Source organism: Chryseobacterium urinae, assembly GCF_030518295.1.
GTDB lineage: Bacteria > Bacteroidota > Bacteroidia > Flavobacteriales > Weeksellaceae > Chryseobacterium > Chryseobacterium mucoviscidosis.
This window is the reverse complement of sequence record NZ_JAULSJ010000046.1, coordinates 1-17,700: the sequence shown is the minus strand read 5'-3', so window position 1 is coordinate 17,700 and position 17,700 is coordinate 1. Positions and strand designations below refer to the sequence as shown.

At 37.2% G+C, this 17,700-nt stretch carries 12 protein-coding genes; 1 reads left to right on the top strand and 11 read right to left on the bottom strand.

Features of this window, described 5'->3' with window-relative positions:
• Positions 1-39 precede the first annotated feature (39 nt).
• The 11 genes from QWT87_RS19475 to QWT87_RS19425 all read right to left on the bottom strand — a co-directional run bounded on the left by QWT87_RS19475 (position 40) and on the right by QWT87_RS19425 (position 16,988).
• On the bottom strand, positions 40-1,410 hold the full coding sequence (locus QWT87_RS19475) for a peptidylprolyl isomerase (RefSeq protein ID WP_087709024.1): 1,371 nt from the start codon (positions 1,408-1,410) through the stop codon (positions 40-42).
• A gap of 87 nt (positions 1,411-1,497) precedes the next feature.
• Positions 1,498-2,421, bottom strand: a complete 924-nt coding sequence (locus QWT87_RS19470; RefSeq protein WP_302718223.1) for a PfkB family carbohydrate kinase — start codon at positions 2,419-2,421, stop codon at positions 1,498-1,500.
• A 28-nt stretch (positions 2,422-2,449) separates the two neighbouring features.
• Positions 2,450-3,007, bottom strand: a complete 558-nt coding sequence (gene gldD / locus QWT87_RS19465; RefSeq protein WP_302718222.1) for a gliding motility lipoprotein GldD — start codon at positions 3,005-3,007, stop codon at positions 2,450-2,452.
• A gap of 474 nt (positions 3,008-3,481) precedes the next feature.
• The gene (gene mutY / locus QWT87_RS19460) at positions 3,482-4,525 is read right to left on the bottom strand and encodes an A/G-specific adenine glycosylase (RefSeq protein ID WP_302718220.1); all 1,044 of its coding nucleotides are present in this window, start codon (positions 4,523-4,525) and stop codon (positions 3,482-3,484) included.
• A 136-nt stretch (positions 4,526-4,661) separates the two neighbouring features.
• The gene (locus QWT87_RS19455; protein ID WP_302718218.1) at positions 4,662-5,114 is read right to left on the bottom strand and encodes a hypothetical protein; all 453 of its coding nucleotides are present in this window, start codon (positions 5,112-5,114) and stop codon (positions 4,662-4,664) included.
• 75 nt (positions 5,115-5,189) lie between these two features.
• Positions 5,190-6,551 (bottom strand): DUF5458 family protein, encoded by a 1,362-nt coding sequence (locus tag QWT87_RS19450; protein ID WP_302718216.1) that lies wholly within the window; start codon positions 6,549-6,551, stop codon positions 5,190-5,192.
• A 21-nt stretch (positions 6,552-6,572) separates the two neighbouring features.
• On the bottom strand, positions 6,573-7,121 hold the full coding sequence (locus tag QWT87_RS19445) for a type VI secretion system contractile sheath small subunit (protein ID WP_087709032.1): 549 nt from the start codon (positions 7,119-7,121) through the stop codon (positions 6,573-6,575).
• 157 nt (positions 7,122-7,278) lie between these two features.
• Complete coding sequence (locus tag QWT87_RS19440; protein WP_302718214.1) at positions 7,279-9,378, bottom strand: M13 family metallopeptidase; 2,100 nt, start codon at positions 9,376-9,378, stop codon at positions 7,279-7,281.
• A 514-nt stretch (positions 9,379-9,892) separates the two neighbouring features.
• On the bottom strand, positions 9,893-11,920 hold the full coding sequence (locus QWT87_RS19435; RefSeq protein ID WP_302718213.1) for a M13 family metallopeptidase: 2,028 nt from the start codon (positions 11,918-11,920) through the stop codon (positions 9,893-9,895).
• A 327-nt stretch (positions 11,921-12,247) separates the two neighbouring features.
• Complete coding sequence (locus QWT87_RS19430) at positions 12,248-15,646, bottom strand: polysaccharide deacetylase family protein (protein ID WP_302718211.1); 3,399 nt, start codon at positions 15,644-15,646, stop codon at positions 12,248-12,250.
• 91 nt (positions 15,647-15,737) lie between these two features.
• Positions 15,738-16,988 carry a CinA family nicotinamide mononucleotide deamidase-related protein gene (locus QWT87_RS19425; protein ID WP_302718209.1) on the bottom strand — a complete coding sequence of 417 codons (1,251 nt, stop codon included), beginning with the start codon at positions 16,986-16,988 and terminating at the stop codon, positions 15,738-15,740.
• Positions 16,989-17,102: 114 nt separating this feature from the next.
• Here QWT87_RS19425 and QWT87_RS19420 point away from each other — a divergent pair, with 114 nt between their 5' ends.
• Positions 17,103-17,579: a DUF7832 domain-containing protein gene (locus QWT87_RS19420; protein WP_302718207.1), complete on the top strand. Its 477-nt coding sequence runs from the start codon at positions 17,103-17,105 to the stop codon at positions 17,577-17,579.
• Positions 17,580-17,700: the final 121 nt, after the last annotated feature.

Here is a 17,700-nt window from a genome sequence, read left to right as displayed (position 1 = left end):
GCATAAAAAAACCTTCAGAAGTTCTGAAGGTTTTGATGATTATTTTTTAATTGAATCTCTTTTCCAGTTGGCTTTAAAATTACATGAATCGTAACGCCCGTCGATGGAGATGAATGTTGTCGGAAGTTTTGAATTAACAAATTTTTCGATCATTTCATTTCGCTTTTTGTTCAGAGCCATCTGCTTTACTCTGTCGTAATCTGTTTCCAGAATAATCTGGTGAGCAGGAATTACATCTTCTACTTTTACGATTTTTACCACTTTTCTCTCTCTTTCATCCATATCATCGAAAGCGTTCGTAATGTCTCCTTTGTTTAAACCTGCCAATTCATAGCTGATTGTTCCCGGAACTGTTTCTCTTTCGATTTTATTAGATCCGTCTGCTCCAGGAATAACTCCTGCATTGAATTTCGTTCTTTTATCGTCTGAGAATTTGAAGGTAGCATCTTTGAATGTCATTTTTCCGTTGACAATTAAACCTCTGATGCTGTCTAACTTAGCTTTTGCTGTTTTAATTTCGTCATCCGTAGGAACAGCCATTAAAAGGATGTGTCTTGCCTCGTAGATTTTACCTGATTTTTTAATAAGCTGGATTAAGTGATATCCAAATTCTGTTTCTACAGGTTCTGAAATTTCTCCTTCCTGAAGATTTAAAGCGGCTGCTTCAAAAGGTTTTACCATCTGTCCTTTAGAAATGTTTTTCATTAAACCTCCGTTGGAAGCGGTTCCTTTATCTTCAGAGAAAATCCTTGCCTGACTTTCGAAAGATTCTCCTCCTTCGATATCTTTTTTAATCTTTTTCAGCTTATTGATGAGTTCATCTTTATGAGCCTCGGTAAGTTTAGGGTACATCATGATCTGAGATAGTGAAACTTCATCTTTGATCTCAGGAAGCTGACTTTTATACAAATTATAGAAGTCGGTTACCTCGTTTGGCGTAACGTCTGCTTTGTCTGTAATTCTCTGAATTTTAGCCTGTCCGTAATATTGGTCTGTATCGATTTTTTCGATCGCATTTTTCATTTCATACCCATTTCTGAATTTATAGGCAGCCAACATTGTTTTTTCATCAGGAAACTGAGAAAGCAACTGCTGATATTTTGCATTTGCCTGTTCTTTAATTGCGGCAGAACGGTTATCAATCAGGGTATCTTTTTTCGCTTCGTATACCAAAAGCTTATTATTCAGTAAGTTTTCCAAAAACTCACACTTATCTATATTGGAAGCTCCCTGCTGTTTTGCATAATTCATCTGCTCGTTAACGTCAGATTCCAATACAATTTCATCACCGATAACAGCAGCAATTCCGTCCACTAAATCTCCCTGTTTTAACTGAGCGTTCATCATATTTGCACCAAACAACATGATGAAAATTCCAAAAAGAAAAGTGATCTTAAGTTTATTTATCATTTTACTATTTTAAACAAGTTGCAAATTTAGAATTCTTAATGAATTACACTAAATTTTTTATTATAAATATTTCTTAAAAAGAGGTATTTATTGTACTTCTACGTCGAAAGTTGTTAATTCTTTAAACTGCTTCAGTCTTCCGAACACATCAGATTCTTTTACTTCCTGAATTCTTTCTGTCCCGAATTTCTCAACTGTGAAAGAAGCCATTGCCGAACCTACGATTAATGCAGACTTCATGGTTTCGAAATCGAATGTTCCTTTTTTCGCTAAATATGCGGCAAAACCTCCTGCGAAAGTGTCTCCTGCTCCGGTTGGATCGAAAACTTCTTCCAGTGGCAAAGCCGGAATAGCAAATACTTTATGATCGTGGAAAAGCAATGCTCCGTGTTCTCCCTTTTTGATGATAACGAACTTCGGTCCCATTTCGTGGATCTTTTTAGCTGCTTTTACCAAAGAATATTCTCCTGAAAGCTGTCTTGCCTCTTCATCGTTGATTGAAATCACGTCCGTTTTGGCAATCATCTGCATTAGTGTTTCCAAAGCTGTGTCCATCCAGAAATTCATCGTATCAAGAATAACCAGTTTCGGACGGTTGTTCATTTTTTCAAGTACGGAAAGCTGTACTCCCGGATGAAGATTTCCTAATAATAAGATCTCTGCATCCTGCATAGAATCTGGAATTTTAGGATCAAAGTTTTCAAGAACGTTTACTTCAGTTGCCAGAGTATCTCTTGTATTCAGGTCGTTGTGGTATTTTCCTGCCCAGAAGAATGTTTTTCCTTCTTTTACGATTTCAATTCCCTCTACATTAACCTCTCTTTTTGTGAACATATCAAGATATTCCTGCGGAAAATCTCCTCCTACCACAGAAACGATTCCGGACTTAACGCCCAAAATGGATGAAGTGATCCCGATGTACGTGGCTGCACCTCCTAAAATTTTATCTGTTTTTCCAAATGGCGTCTCGATTGCGTCGAACGCAACACTTCCTACAACTAAAAGTTTCATATTTTTTTCAAAGTATTTTAAAAGTAAATTATTTTTCCCATTCAAATGTGTCCAGCAGATGTTTCATATCTCTTTTGATATAATCTACCGCTGGAGCCAAAGAATCCGGTTTCGGTCTTGTGTTAAAATATAAATAGGCAGTCACAAAGTGTTTGGTACTGTCTGTAATGTAAAACTGAAGATTAGAAGCGCTCTGACCTTTGAGTTCATAAAAATTTCCGTATACCTTTTTTTCAGGATATTCGAAAGATTTTGTGTCGATTGCACTTGCTTTAATGGTATGTTCATAAACCATTTTTTCTGCTTCCTGAATATGGGCTGCAAAATCATTCTGTATTGGGTAATACGTTACAAAAACTTTGGCTTTCATTTTCGGATAGTTCAGATAGTACCAACAAGGCTTTTTTGCGTCGGTAATATTTGCAAAATCTGAATATTCAAATGTATAATTACAGTTGTTTTCGAATTTCTGATATTTCGGTGCGGGATATTCCAGTCGAAGTTCTCCGTAAGGCTTCGGAACGGGATCTTTTCCGCAAGATACCAAAAGTAAGGCTGCAAAAATAAAAATGGCGTTTTTAAACATTTTGCAAAAGTACAAATTAGATTTCAGATTTCGGAAGACAAATTTCGGGATTTCAATGGGTTTTGAGATTGAGCTTGAATTTTGCTTTTGGAGGCTTTGTTTTTTAACGCGGAGAACGCGAAGATTTTTTTTAACAGCTTTTCGTTTTTAAGTTCGCAGAGGCGTTTCACTTAACGAAGACAACAAAGATAATGACTTGTTATACATTATGCAGCATTTTGTCATTCTGATCGGAGCGAAGCGGAGTGAAGAATCTTTTTAACACAAAGAGCGCAATTCTTTTTTGAATATTATTGTGAATATTTTTTCGTTCGCAACGGCGTTTCACTCAGCGAATGATAGATATATGAATGATTTTCCATTTTTAACTATGATAATAAATAATATTTTATCATTCAGGACGGAGCCGCGTGAAGAATCTAAGTAATGCTAATCAGATTTCTCCTTCGTCGAAATGACAAACTGAACATCGAATTACAAAATTCTGTATGCAGTTTCATAATTCTGGATATAATTCTCCAACGGTTTTGGGAAGGATTTTTCGTGAGAGCCTTCAACATCGGTTACGATGTAATTATTTTGAGTGATGAAATTTTGCCATATTTCTTCTGATTCTACTTCTACATTAAAAATTTCTATGCTTAAATTTTTGTGCGTGAGTTTATGGCTTACATTTTTTACACTTTTGATAAATGGAATTAAATCATCAGAAATTTCAGGCGGAAATTCAAATAACTTTTTCCAGATGAAATCATCTTTTCTCTGTTGAATTAAAAACTGACCATTTCTGTGAACGAAATAATATTTCAGCTCCAAATCAGCAGCTTTTACTTTTTTTGTTTTTACAGGAAATTCAGAAACTTTATTTAATGAAAAAGCCAGACAGTCTTCATGTAAAGGACATTCTATGCAAAGAGGATTTTTAGGCTTACAGATTTCGGAACCTAAATCCATCATCGCCTGATTGAAATCACCGACGTTTTCAGGTAAGATTAAATGAGCGAGTTCGGAAAAATAATTGAAAGCTTTTGAACTTGAAATATCAAAATCATCTGCAAAAATACGGCTCAGAACGCGGTAAAAGTTTCCGTCCACAGCCGGAATTTTACCCCCAAAACAAATACTGGAAACTGCAGCGGCTGTATATTTTCCGACTCCTTTTAACTTTAAGATTTCATCGTATTCATGAGGAAAAACACCATTATAATCGTTCATGATCTGTTGCGCTGCCTTATGAACATTTATCGCTCTGGAATAATAACCTAATCCTTTCCAATACAGTAAAACTTCGTTTTCGTCTGCTTCGGCAAGGGTTTTTACATCCGGAAAACGCTGAACAAAATTATTATAATGTCCTAATCCCTGAGCAATTCTGGTCTGCTGAAAAACGATCTCACAAATCCAGATTTTATAAGGATCTTTGGTCTGTCTGAAAGGTAAATCGCGGGCATTTGTCTTATACCAGTTAAGAAGTTTATTACCGATGTGTCTGAAGTCTGATTGTTTTGTTTTTTCCAAGGGTTTGTCTGCTACATTTTATTCTTCGACAAGCTCAGCATGACAACGCTAAAAATTCACTTTTAATAAAACGACTAGTATTAGAAATGTCATGCTGAGCTTGTCGAAGCATCTGTTTATTAAATACAAAGATAATTTAATTTTCTTTTTGAACGGAATATACAGGAGCCGCTTTCAGCCACTGGTATTTTAAATGTTTTTCTTTTGCGATGAAGCGGTAACCTTCCAGTTTTTTGAGATAAATATAGGAAGCAGTGTCTTTTCTGAACATCAACTGTTGATTAGACAGAAAACTGAACGGAAAATCCACAATAGAATCTCTCGTCGTTTTCTCTACCTTGCCATTATTAACTCTGTAAATAAATATAGATTTTCCACGCCCTTGAGACTGATCGATGAGTTTAATATTTGATGAAGAAACCACCATATCACTTTCATCAAAGCATTCCTGCGGTTTCATGATATAAGCTTTTCCTTCTTTTATTTCGTCGGCAAAAAGATCAATGGGATGATTTTGCTGTACTTTTTTATCTTCACAACTGAAAATCACAAAAATTATGGGCAAAAAGTAAAATAACCTGCCTTTCATATTTCTATTTTTAACGATTTGGTAGAAAAAAACCGATGAAAAATTGCATCGGTTTGTGTATTGATTGGTTTAAATTTAGTCCTGAAGATACTCCGCATCCCATTCGTTTCCGTCGTCTCCTTTGTGTCCGTCTAATTTGATAACAAAACTTTTTGTAGGGAAATAAGGCGTAAGACGAATATCCAGCCAAACCCTGTCTTTGTTTACTTTATCCTGCTCGAAACGAACAATTTTGAATTTTTCGATCAGTTTATCCGGTCCCTTAATTCCGTCAAGGAAGGTTACGATCTGTCTTCTCAAATCATCCTCATTTCTTGCGTTCCAGTTTTCGAAAGCTCTTCTGTTTAGGAAATCGAGCAAAACTTTAGTTACGTAATCGAATACGCGAACGACAGAATAGGTCTGAAGCCCGATATTGTCTCCTGTAAATAGAGTTTTCGCAGAGAAAGCCATAATTTTTCCATATTCGTTCACCATTGGAACCAGTCCCATTTTTTCCAACTGGGAAATTTCGCTTTTCTTTAATTCGAATTTTACGGCGTCCACTTCATTGATGTTTCCGTGCTTTTTACCTGCTGCAACCTGAGACATTAATGTTTTATGAATTTTTCCTGCCAGTGAAGTTGATGGCGGAAGTTCTACATTTTCCTCCTCTCCTACTTCTTCCGCTTTTCCGCGTCCAACCAGCCAGTTACAGGTCATGATGACATTACTTCTGTGCAGTTCTCCTCCTGTAAGATTAGCAGAATGGAATAAATCCACCACATCATCCGGTTTATCAAGATTCGCAAAATCCGTCACCATCATTACTTTGTTTTCGTTACAGATTTTCGCCCATTTTTCAATGACTTTATTGGATCCCAAATATCCCGGAATTGCTAAAATAGAGTAATTGTCTCTAAGGTCTAAACGGTCGTAGTAGTTCTTAAATTCTTCTGCAATGGCATCGATAAATATAGGATTATCCAAGTCTGAAACCTGATCTAAACTTGCATTAACAATACTTACGTTATCAACTTTATCAAGCTCGGTATTTTTGTAGAATTGAGCGACCGTTCTATAGTTTGTTTCCAGTTGACGGACTGCATCAAGCGTATTTTTAAGATTTAGTTTTAAATTCTGATCGGCAGCCTGAGCTTTAGCTTTGCATGTTTCTGCCATTTTATCCGCAGAATCATTGCTTTCCAGAAGGCTTACCCAAAGATTGATTTTCTGGAGAAGTTCTTTTCTTTCCTCTGCTTTATTGCTGTCATTAAGGAAGATTTCCTTTCTGGCTTTTCTGGTGGGGTTCATGTTTGCGATTCCGTCTACAACGGATTCTACAAAACCAAAACCTCCGATTTTATTGAGTTCGGCAAGCGGATTACCTTTCGGCTGACCTGCGTGTTGCTGCTGTCCCTGTTGTTGGTTTTCAGCTGCCTGTAATTTACTGTCCATGATTAATGTAACGTCTTTAGATTATTTTTCAAGTTCCTGTGCCACTTCTTTTAGTACTTCCACGAATGCAGCTCTTGTCTGATCGTTTTCCAGCATATTTCGCAGAATTTTATTGGTTTTAAGCTGTCGTACAATTTTGTTGTACTGCTCCTGTTCCATGCTTAACTGCTGCAAATAATCTGATTTCTGAGTAAGATTTTTCGGGGTGAAGTCCGCAAGATTCTGAAAACGGAACTCCTCTTCCACTACATTACCGTCCTCCGTTTCGTGCTGAACGCTTACAGAAGGCTGGAAATGTTTGAAGACGTCGTCTACAGTTTTTAATCCTGTTACAATTTCAGGGACGTAAGATTCGTCGGTTGTAAGCTGGCTTACTATCAGCGATTTATTCTCCTGAATCTGCTGTATAGCTTCATTGGCGTCTACTTTTACTTCGTTTCCGCCAACGCCATAATTAAACATTGCCATATTATTAATATTTTGAGATTTCTGATGTTGGTGTGTATTGTCTTTATCAGCATCAAATAGCTGACCAATCCAATGTTTAAATTTAAAAAAAAACTGTAACATACAAAATTTTGTTAAGATTTTTCTTGAAATATTAACTTTTTAAATTAAATATCAACTAAAAACTGATATTTTGTGATGTCACTAAACTATGAAAAATTAAATAAAAAAACGCATCATTTCTGATGCGTTTTTCATTTCTAACAATTTTTGGCTTGTCTTACCAAATTTTTATTCTGTCCTGCGGAGCTTTATACATTTTGTCTCCCGGTTTGATGTCGAATGCTTTGATGAAAGAATCCTGATTGACCAACGGACCGAATGCTCTGAAAATTCCCGGCGAATGCGGATCTGTTTTTACCTGATTGGTCATATACTGATCTGTGGATTTTGTTCTCCAGACTGTTGCCCAGCTCATGAAGAATCTCTGATCCTGAGTAAATCCGCTGATTAAGCCCGGATTTCCGTGATCTTTAAGATACATCTGAAGGGCATCGTAAGCCACTGCAACTCCTCCCAAGTCTCCGATGTTTTCGCCACTCGTGAATTTTCCGTTTACGAAGCTTCCTTTCACCGGTTCGTAAGCGCTGTATTGTGCAGCCAACTGAGCTACTTTTGCGTCGAAGTTTTTACGGTCTGCATCGGTCCACCAATTATTCAAATTTCCGTCTCCGTCGAATCTTGAACCGCTGTCATCGAATCCGTGAGAAATTTCGTGACCGATAACGGCTCCGATTCCTCCGAAATTAACGGCTGCATCGGCTTTTGGATTGTAGAAAGGCGGCTGAAGAATGGCTGCAGGGAAAACGATCTCGTTGTTCGATCCGCTGTAATAGGCATTTACGGTTTGCGGCGTCATTCCCCATTCTGTTCGGTCTACCGGTTTTCCTATTTTATCTAAATTTTTCTGATACTGCCAAGCTGAAACATTCTGAAGATTAGAATATAAGGTTGCCCCTTGTTTCGGAGCTTCTACTTTTAACTGGGTATAATCTTTCCATTTATCCGGATAAGCAATTTTCACGGTGAATTTTGATAATTTTTCCTGTGCTTTTACTTTTGTTTCCGGAGACATCCAATCCATCTCGTTGATGTGTGTCTTAAAGGATTTTAGAATGTAATCGATATACATTTCCATCTGTGCTTTTGCTTCCGGCGTAAAATATTTCTCCACATATAATTTTCCGAACGCTTCTCCAAGAACACTGTTTACCAAAGAAAGCCCTCTTTTGTTCATCGGACGCTGTTCTTTCTGTCCCTGAAGATATTTGGAGTAGAAATTGAATCTGATCTGTTCTAAATTTTCATCCAGATTGCTTGCATTTCCATTGATTAAGTGGTATTTCAGATAGTCTTTCAGTAAAGGAAGATTTTTCTGGGTAAGGAAGGAATCCATATTCTGGTAATACTTCAGCTCGCCGATAATGACTCTGTCGGTATTTACCCCGGCATCCTTCAGATATTTCGGAAGATTAACGTTTTTAACCAAAGCCGGCAATTCTGATACATTTTTAGGATTGTATCTTAAATTAGCATCCCTGTTCTGTTCAAGCGTTAATAAATAGTTTGCCAACTGTTTTTCGAAATCCACTACGTTTTTTGCTGCAGATTCTGAATTTTTATAACCTAAAACGCCGAATAGTTTTCCGACATAGGTCTGATATTCTGCTAATGTTTTGGTGTTGGCTTCATTTACTTTCTGGTAATAATCTCTTCCTAAACCAAGATCGGGACCGCCAAGATAGACTGCATTCATTTTAGAATCTTTCAGGTCTGCACCTACTCTCCATCCGTAGAAAGAGTTGTCGCCTACTTTTGTTGCTTCAAGCAGATATTTCTGAAGATCGCCGATGTTTTTAATGGCATCAATTTTTGCAAGATCTCCTTTAATCGGAGCCAGTCCTTCTGCATTTCTTTTATTGGTATCCATAAATGAGGCATAGAGATTCTGGATTTTCTGTCCTTCGGAACCTTCAGGATAAGATTCTGATAAAATTTTGTTCAGGATGTCCAAAGAAGCATCGTCTACATTTTCTCTGAGTGCATTGAAAGATCCCCAACTTGCTTTATCGGAAGGAATCTGAGTGGTCTTTACCCAGTTTCCGTTTACATAGCTAAAAAAATCATCTTGGGGACGAACAGTTTTATCCATGTACGATAGGTTTAATCCTTCTTCTTTTACTTCCATTTTTTCCGGTTGTACAATTTCAACTCCTTTTACCGATTCAGGCTTTTGGGTATCGGCAGTTTTTGTTGTTCCACATGAATTTAAAAATACCAAACCTGAAAAGGCAAGTATTCCGATATTTAGCTTTTTCATTAAAAATTGTTTTTGATTTTACACAAACTTACCAAATATACAAATTAGTTTATAAATGATAAGTGATAAATAATAATTGATGAAAAGGATGTAAATAAAACTTGCTATTTTTATTATCTGATCTTGATTTGCGGTTAAAATGATATTTGATTTTGATTGGGTAAGACGACAAATCATTTACTATTTCATGCAAGGAGTGTGAAGTTTTCTTTTCAAAATAATTCCGTTGATTTTTTTGTTCGTACAGGTACTTCGACAAGCATAAACTATTCACTCCGCAAATCATACATAGATTTTCTGAATTAAGGATAATTTCTATTCATTTTCCTGATGCTGAAAAAAATGACTGAAATCCTAGCCGTGATTGCAGCATTTGTCTGAGCTCATTTTCTGGGATTCGGCGCGGCACCGCCGCGCCGAATCCCAGGAAATAGCGAGTGCGGAAAGCGCGAAAAAGCTCCAAAAAAAAAAACCGCTCATTGCTGAACGGTTTTGGTTGTATCTGAAATGGTGATTACCAGATTTTAATTCTTTCTGCCGGTTTTTTGTACAATTTGTCTCCTTCTTTCACATCAAACGCTTTATAGAAAGCATCAACATTGGTTAAAGGACCGAAACTTCTGAAATATCCCGGAGAATGCGGGTCTGTTTTTACCTGATTGATCATGTATTTTTCGCTGGATAATGTTCTCCATACCGTAGCCCAGCTCAGGAAGAATCTCTGATCCTGTGTGTAACCGCTAATAACTCCCGGATTTCCTTTGTCTTTTAAATACATCTGAAGAGCGTCGTAAGCGATGTTTACGCCTCCTAAATCTGCAATATTTTCTCCGTTGGTAAAGGTTCCGTTAACGAAAGTACCTTTTACAGGCTCGTATTTGTCGTACTGTGCGGCAAGAGCTTTTGTTGCTTTTTCGAAGTTGGCTTTATCTTCAGGAGTCCACCAGTCTACCAAGTTTCCGTCTGCATCGAACTGTGCACCAGAATCATCGAATCCGTGGCTCATTTCGTGACCGATAACCGCACCGATTCCTCCGAAATTCACGGCAGCATCTGCTTTAGGATTGAAGAAAGGCGGCTGTAGGATTGCAGCAGGGAAAACGATTTCGTTGTTTACCGGGTTGTAGTAAGCATTTACAGTCTGCGGCGTCATTCCCCATTCTGTTTTATCTACCGGTTTTCCGATTTTAGCTAAATCTTTGTTATACTGCCATTCTGCTATATTCTGAAGATTAGCATATAGATTTCCGCCTTTTGATTCCGGCGTGATGGTTAATTTGGAATAATCTTTCCATTTGTCCGGATACGCAACTTTTACCGTGAACTTATTCAGCTTTTCCATTGCCTTTTCCTTCGTTGTAGAAGACATCCACGTTAATCCGTTGATGTGAACCGCGAAGCTTTTCTTTAAGTAATCGATAAGCTCAACCATTTGTGCTTTAGCTTCTGCAGGGAAATATTTTTCAACGTATAATTTACCGAAAGCTTCTCCTAAAGATCCGTTAATTAATTCGTATCCTCTCTTATTTAAAGCTCTCTGCTCCTGCTGTCCTCTTAAATATTTACCATAGAAAGCGAATCTCATATCACCTAATTTTTCGCTTAGGTAAGCCGCGCTTCCGTGGATCATGTGGAATTTAAGATAATCTTTAATCACAGGAAGGTTCTGTGTATTGATGAATTTATCTAAATTCTTGTAATATCCTAATTCTCCGATAATTACTTTATCTGTATTTACGCCAACTGCTTTAAGATAAGCCGGAAGGTCTACATTTTTTACCAAAGCTGAAAGCTGAGCCATTGTTTGCGGATTGTACTGAAGTGTATTATCACGGCTCTGCTCGTTGGTTAAATATGTTTTTGCGATGCTTTTCTCGTAATCTACGATACCTTTAGCGGCAGCATCAGCGTTTTTGTATCCTAGTTCTTTTAACATAGAAGCAACATATTTTGTATATTCTGCTAAAGCTTCTGTGTTTTTTTCGTTTACTTTCTGATAGTAATCTCTTCCAAGACCTAAAGATGCGTCACCAAGATAAACAACGTTCATTTTAGAGTCTTTAAGATCTGCATCTACTCCCCATCCGTAGAAGTTGTTTTCTCCTTCTTTGGTTACAGAGATTAAATATTTCTGAAGATCTCCAACGGATTTAATGGCATCGATTTTATTAAGATTTGCCTGAATAGGTTTGATACCGTCTGCATTTCTTTTTGCCATGTTCATGTACGTTGCGTACAGGTCCTGAATTTTCTTTCCTTCTGTTCCGTCAGCAAATTTATCTTTCAGAAGAGAGTTCAGAATCGTCATGGAGTTGTTATCTGTATCTTCAGCCAGTTTGTTGAAACTTCCCCAAGTTGGTTTATCGGAAGGAATTTTGGCAGTTTTCATCCATGTTCCACTCACATAGTTATAAAAATCATCTTGCGGACGTACTGATTTATCCATCAAGCTAAGGTCTAAACCTTTATCTGTCGCCTGTGCGTTCACGGTTTGTGAACAAATTCCTCCTAATAAAAGCAGAGAAAGCGTTAATTTTTTCATTATAATTACAATTTTTACAATAAGTGTAACTTTTTTTTATTTCGTTACTTTTTATGAAAACAAATTTAATTAAATATTAAGATCTGTTTATATTTTAATTTTTAATTTAAAAATCTCTTCTTATCAGTCTTTGTATTTCGAAATTAAGTGAAACGCCTTTGTCTATCTTTAGTTAGGCAATTTAATATTAAAAAATGTTGTTTACCCTTGCGATAATTTAAACGCAATACCAGACAAGGAATTATTAAAAACTCTGTTTAAAAAAATTTAAGATAAACAAAGGCGTTTCACTTATTTTTGAAAGACAACTTTTTTACAATCCTGAATTTAAGACGTTGCAATTTCTTTTACGTTTCCGGTACGTTTTAAAAATCCCCAGGTCTGCATTTCGCCTTTCAGCGCTTTTCGGAGGCTTCTGAACAGTACAATATACATCAGCCAGCGATATCCGAAACGCTGAGGAATTACATACAGCAGATTTACCAATTTCTCTTTCTGCATGATGAACGCAATAAAAGCCAGAGATGCATCCACCAAAAGGAAAATTAAATAGTAACTGAATATTTTTCCTCCGTTTCCGGATAATATTCCAAAAAACATGATGACATCGGCAAGCGGCGAGAAGAACGGAATAATGTACTGGAAGAGTAAAATATTCGGCATTGCCCAAAGTCCTAAACCTTTGTATTTCGGGTTAAGGAAAGTCTGTCTCTGTTTCCAGAACATCTGCATGATTCCGTACGTCCATCTGAAACGTTGTTTTAAAAACTGTTTTACGCTTTCCGGAGCCTCTGTCACGGCAACTGCACGGTTTTCGTTGGCAACGGTGTACCCTTCTCTCAAGATTTTAACGGTAATATCGCAGTCTTCGGCTAAAGTATCGGAAGAATATCCGCCAACTTCTTCAATTACAGATTTTCTGAAAGCTCCGATGGCACCGGGAATTACAGTAATCGCATTGATATTCGCATATGCTAAACGATCAAAATTCTGACTGGTTGTATATTCAATGGACTGCCATTTTGTAAGCCAGTTTACGGTATTTCCCACTTTTACATTTCCTGCCACGGCTGCGATTTTTTCATCCGAATCCGAGTTTAAAAATCTTGCAATTAAATATTTTACGGCATCTTTTTCGAGTTTTGTATCGGCATCTATGCAGATCACATATTCCGCATCGGTTTGTGAAATCCCGAAATTTAAAGCAGTAGCTTTCCCGCCATTGGTTTTGCTGAAAATTTTCAGTTTCGGATGAACAGAAAAGGCTTCTTTTGCTTTTTCGTAGGTTGAATCTTTGCTTCCGTCGTCTACCAGAATAATATTGAAATTGGGATAGGTCTGTTTTAATAAATTGTTTAATGATGAAACAATGTTGACTTCTTCATTGTACGCCGGAACAATAATGGAAACCTTCGGGTAAGATTCCAAAACAGGAAATTCTCCTAATTTTTTTTCTTTTTTTCGTTCTTTAAATGCCCAGAATAACATAATCAGCAATCTGATGAGTCCCAATGCGATAAAAATGGTAAACAAAGCCACTAAAAAATGACTGATTCCATAAATAATGGTTGCCAAAAGAAGATTAAGCTGCATTACATAATATGCTCTTGTTTTCGGTATGGAAGGCATCAGTTCTGCTTTGTTCTTATGCAAAATACTGGCAAGATTGGTAAAATGATATCCTTGTTTCTGTAATGTCGGGATTAAAACTTTCAATGCTTTTACGGTTTCTTCACGGGTTTCGCCTCCTGCATCGTGAAGGAGTATGATGTTTCCGCGTTCGGCTTTTACACCTGCTAAAACACGTTTTACAATTTCATCGGCTTTTATTCCCGGCTGCCAGTCTTCGGGATCGATGTTTTCACCAATATCAAGATAATTCTGCTGTCTCGCCAATGCAACCGGAACAATTTCTTCTGAAGTTGTTGGCTCAGAATCGGCATTGTAAGGAGCTCTGAACAGAATGGTACTGTGTCCTGTGATACATTCGATCAATAATCTTGTCAGTTTCATTTCCAGTAAAGCTCTTTCGGGGCTTACTTTTGCCACATTTTCGTGGGTAAAGGTATGATTGCCAATTTCATGACCTTCTCTGTAAATTCTTTTAACCAAAGGAAGGTTTTTTTCGGCATTTAATCCTACCAAAAAGAAGGCAGCCGGAACATGATATTTTGACAATACGTCTAAAACCTGCGGTGTGTAGGTTTCATCGGGACCGTCGTCGAATGTTAAAACCAGTTCTTTCTGTGGAGCTTCTCCGTATTTTTTAACTTCGTAAGAACTGGGATAGATTATATAATTTTCATCGGTGATGATTTTTTCTTTGGGGTCAATCTCAAGGGCAATTTTTCCGTCATGGGGCGTATTCAGAACATCCAAAACTTCCCCATCGCCAATGTAATCGACCATCGTCTGACCTTTTACATTCTCAAGGGTTTTTAAATTTAATTTTGATAATCCTGCAAACGTAAGATCTTTATCGTAAAAATTCCAGATCCGGCTGTCCTCGCTTCCCAATCTCCAAAGCGCTGTTCCGGCAAGAGGATATTCTGAAGAAAAGCGCATCGTATTAAAAATAGAAGCCGCATCGTTGAAAAATACAGTGTGTGTATTGTTTTTAGAATCTGTGTAAGAGTAATTTAAGTTAAAAGTATTGTCGTCGAAATTAATTTTCGCTTTGCTTGCACTCGCTTTGGTAATTGCCTGCATATACGTCACGGAATTATTCTGTTCCTTATCCGTACTCCAGTCGTATCCGTAAGCTCCCAAACCTAAAATGATTTTGTTGGGGGAAGTTTTGGCTAAAATTTTTCCGGTCTGTTCTTCGATCCATTTTTGGGAGGAAACGGGTCCTGCATCGCTTTCAACCGCATATTCATCATACGCCATTAATATGAAATAATCTACGTAAGGATTTAATTTCCGGATATTGTAATCGTCGTTATCTACCATAATATCCATGGAAACCAATAATTTATTCTGCTTAAATGTTTCGGACAGCTCTTTCATGAAAGCGATGAGGTTTTCATCAGAATCCAGATTCATATCTTCAAAGTCGATGTTGATTCCTTTAAAATGAAGTTTCTGGCATTGCAGGGTTAATTTCTGAATAAGCTGGGTTCTTTTTTTCGGATCTTTCAGCACTTTTCCCAGACCTTCAGAATGGAATTCCTGCTCAAAGTTATTGCTGAGAATCGGCATTGCGGCAACTCCTGTTCTTTTAATGACTTTATATCCTGCCGAATCCACATTGGTTTTCAGGTCGCCGGTTTTCGGATCGAGGAAAAACCATTCCGGAAAAACGAGGTTGATGTGTTTAATGTTTCTTTTTAGGGACATTAAAGACTGCGGATCCCATGCCACATAAAATGCAGAACGTATTCCGCCGGGAAACTGCGCCCAGTTTCTGTTTTGGTTTTTAAGTCTTTCGGCTCTTGCTTTTTCAATTTTAGCAAGATTGGTATGCATTGTTTTTTCGGAAATGAAACTTCGGAATCCTTTGTATTCTTTGGAAATTCTGTTTTCCTGAAGATAGGGTTTGCTCGCTGTAATAACGGCTTTGTAATCTTCTTTAAAAGGAATTTTGGGGCTTCTGTCCCATTTCATCATAAGACCGAGCGCCAGAAAAAGCAATATGGCGATGAAGATAAAGATTCGGCTTCCCCACTGAACGTTTCTCCAGCGTTTTTTGCTGTCAGTCTGAAAAATCTGCTTTGAGTTTTCCACGATTTTGATATTTTTCTCATGAACGTCAAAAACCGTGAAAAACCTATGCAGAATTAATTAAAAAAAAATTAAAAAATTAACTGATTCTGAATCAATTATTCACCAAAAGGGCAACAAGATCCTGAATGACTTTCTGGGATACAAAGTGCATAAAATCCAGTCGATCCAGATGCGGCATATACAATTTTGAAGTCACTTCCTGATCTTGAATTCTGATGGTGTAAAAAACAGTTCCCACTTCCTTTCCATCCTCACCTTTTCGGGGACCTGCAACTCCGGTTGTAGACAGAGAAATATCTGTATTGAACAGTTTCTGACAGCCTTCTGCCATTTCCGCAGCGACCTGCTCACTTACGACCGTAAATTCTTCTACGGTTTCTTTTTTTATTTTGAGAATATCGATCTTTTTTTCTGTAGCATAAGAAACAATTCCGCCTAAAAAGTAATTTGAGCTTCCGGAAACAGAAGTAATCATTTTTGCGAGTTCTCCGCCTGTACAGCTTTCAGCGGTAGATAAAGTCAATTTTCTATCTGTTAAAATATCGGCAAGGATTTTTTCTATTTTATCCTGTGAGGTAGCAATTACATGATCTTTTACTAAAGGAAGTAGCTTCTGGATCTCCTCCTCCAACTGTTGCTGCAAAATACTGTCGTCCTCTCCACTTGCAGTAAGTCTCAGTTTTACACGGGTTCCGACAGGAAGATAAGACAAAGAAAGGTTTTCCGGAAGCGCAAGTTCCCAGTTTTCAATTTTGTCTGCCAGAATACTTTCGGGAATTCCGACTACGGAAACAATTCTTGTGGAAAGGTAATGGAGACTGAATTTATCTTTTAAAAAAGGAACAATCTGATCTTTAATTAAAGGTTTTACTTCATAAGGAACTCCGGGAAGGCTGAAAAGCAGTTTTCCGTTTTCTTCCATCATCATGCAGGGTGCAGTTCCGTTATGGTTCTGGAACACTTTGGATTTTGTAGGGACAAAAGCCTGTTCGCGGTTTCTTTCCAGAATTTCTGTTCTTCCGCGTCTTTCCATATATGCTTTAAGATGAGCGAAAGTTTCTTCGTCTAAAGCAATTTCGTCATTGAAAAATTCAGCAATGGCTTTTTTGGTTTTATCGTCTCTTGTAGGGCCTAAACCTCCGGTTGTTATGATGATATCTCCCAGCTCAAAAGCAGAAGAGATGGTCTTTTTAATGGTTTCAATCTGGTCTGAAATGGTAAAAATCTGTACAACTTTTATCCCAATATTTTTCAGTTCGGCAGCAATAAAGTTAGAATTGGTGTCTACGGTGCTTCCTGAAAGGATTTCGTCACCAATGGTGATCAGAACGGCATTTTTCATATAATAAGGTCGAAAAAAATTTTTCTATACAAATGACGGAATTTTCCCTGTGACGGGCAATATAAATTGATTTTTTCTATTTTTGGATAAAATTGTTTAAAACTATCATTCAATATGTCTAAATATGATGATGCTTCATGGCATTACGGCAGCGATTTTCCTGAAGAACTTCCAATAAAAAACGGAGCAACCCACACCGGAATGTTTCTGAACTGGTGTATTAATAGCGATTTCATCTCGGAAGAATTTAAAGAAGATCATGAAGAAGAAATTCAAAGCTTAAAAAGAAGAGAAATTACCGGCGCTGAATTCATCATGGATTTCATGGACGGAAAGTTTTCTGAATATGATCTGAACGAAACAGGAAATACTTTTGCCCATGATTATTACAAAGACGACACGGATTTCGGAAACCGATTCAGCTCTTTTGCAGATGATTATGTGAATTTATTCGATACAAAAGCGGAAGAGAATGATTATGAATATGAAACATTTTATCACATCGAAGATACGTACGAAAATTACGATCTGATGAAGCAGGTTATCGATTATCGTTTTGAGGAATGGAAAGAATATAAAGGATTGGTTTAAAATAAATATCAGTAAAATAATCGTCTAAACTTTTTTACCGCGAAAGATGTAAAAGATTTTAATACTTTAGTTGTTTAAGTTTACTACTTAAATGGAAAAAAGAGCACATAAGTTTAAAAAA